The organism is Deferribacterota bacterium, assembly GCA_034189185.1.
Lineage (GTDB): Bacteria > Chrysiogenota > Deferribacteres > Deferribacterales > UBA228 > UBA228.
On the sequence record JAXHVM010000272.1, the window covers coordinates 1 to 1882 of the forward strand.

3 protein-coding genes are annotated in these 1882 nt (G+C 31.4%); all 3 read right to left on the reverse strand.

All coding sequences use genetic code 11. From position 1 onward, the window contains the following. The coding region (locus tag SVN78_10790; protein ID MDY6822092.1) for an N-acetyl-gamma-glutamyl-phosphate reductase at positions 1 to 530 on the reverse strand (530 nt) is incomplete at its 3' end. 82 nt (positions 531 to 612) lie between these two features. Continuing rightward, on the reverse strand, positions 613 to 1131 hold the full coding sequence (locus SVN78_10795; protein MDY6822093.1) for a prepilin-type N-terminal cleavage/methylation domain-containing protein: 519 nt from the start codon (positions 1129 to 1131) through the stop codon (positions 613 to 615). Next, positions 1118 to 1882: hypothetical protein (locus SVN78_10800; protein ID MDY6822094.1), on the reverse strand; the 765-nt coding region annotated here is incomplete at its 5' end. The genes SVN78_10800 and SVN78_10795, both read right to left, overlap by 14 nt.

Below are 1882 nucleotides of genomic sequence, written 5' to 3' on the forward strand. Positions count from 1 at the left end.
TCTACTATAATATTATCTAATTCTACCAACTTTTTTTCTATTAAGGGATAAAGGGGTATTATAATTGAGGTTGGGTAACACCCTGGATTTGCAATTAAATTAGAGCTTACTATATCACTTTTAAAGATCTCTGGTATGCCATATGCCTTTTTCTCCAAAAGCTCTGGATAGGGATGTGTTACATTATAGGTCTTTTCATATAATCTACTATTAGAAAACCTAAAATCTGCACTTAGATCAACAACAATCTTACCAGCTTCTACTAGTTTTTTCACAAGTTCAAAGGAGGTTCCATGGGGCTGGCAGAGAAAAAATGCACTAACAGAACTATCTTTAAGAAGGTTTTCACTATTTAAGGCCTCTAAAGTAAGATTACAAATTCCATCTAAGGAAGGCTCTAAATCAGCTAATCTTACCCCAAACTGAGAACTACTAAAGATTTTCTTTATATGAAAATGGGGATGGTTACTTAAATATTTTACAAGCTCAACCCCTGTATAACCGGTTGCACCAACAACAGCAATTTCCACTTATTACCCCTTTATTTTTTTATTAATGCCTATTATTAAATAATTTTTAAAAAATTGCAAATTAATATTAAATTAGGTCTACCTACATCTTATCATATATCTTAGAGTTTAAGAAAAAACTATCATCTAGGTTAAATGAGGCCTCGGGCAATTTAACAGTAGGGTATATGCTAACCTTTGAAGTGTTGTCATTTTGCTCACTAATATAGTAGATGCTTGATGTCATACTTGTCTTTATATAGATTTTATCACCTTTTACATGTTTTGTTGCAATTATATAGTTTTCTAATCCATCTGAATCATAATAGACTAATACATCCTTTGAAGGCATATAGCCTATAGTATCATCAATTAATCTAAAGACATTCTCTGGCAACCACTCTCCCGTCAAATTATCTACTAGAGCCTTAGGATAGCCCATTTTATCAATATAGGAACCTTCTAAAGCTGTAGCAAAATTCCTCAGATCACTTAGGGCTACATAATTATATGCCCTTTTCATGAGGGGCTTATAATACTCTACGGATAAAATAAAAAGAATGAGAACAATTAAAAGTGAAATCATTAGCTCAATAAGTGAAAATCCCTTATTTTTTTTCATTTTTTTCTAATGATTTTCTAAAGCCTTCTTGTAAAGCCTTAATATCCTCTTTTGACGGCAAGATTTCACTTACAGGCTTTCCCGTTATTTTAGATGCTTTTAAGACATTTGCAAAGTGCATTAGTGCAAAGACGCGCTCATCATTTGGCTTTAAATGTTCTGCCTCTTTTGCATATTTATAGGAATTATCATAATTACCACGAACCAACTCAGTAAAGGAGATAACAAAGGGATAAAACCAAAAAGGCCTTAAATTATATAGCAATTTTGCTTTTTTACAAGTTGCCTCTAGTAAGGCCCTTTTATCGTAATGAAAGAGTTTTTCTCTATTAACCTTTTTATAGAGCTCTTTTGTTACTGGTACAAAAGGGCTATTAAAGATATCCTGCCATAAATAGTTAAAAGCCTTTTGAACAAATAGATGGTTTGCCCCATATATTAAAAAAGAGTTTTTAGAGAGTTTATCAACATAGGTAAGGGAGTGAAAAAAATTAGAAGAATTCTTTGCCTTTGGAATATAGTATAATTCTAAGGCAATAGCTTTTCCAAAACTTATAAAAAAGGTAATATAAATTATAAGAAATAAGCTTAGAAAAAAATAACTTATTTTTTTAATTAAACCGGTTTTAAGACTAAAGGTTTCGAGGTTTGACGCAAGGCAAGCAATAACAACAACAAAATATAGCATTAGTGCAGGGTGCCTCAAGGGCCAAGAAAACATTGATTGTATAATAAATATTACAACTACTAA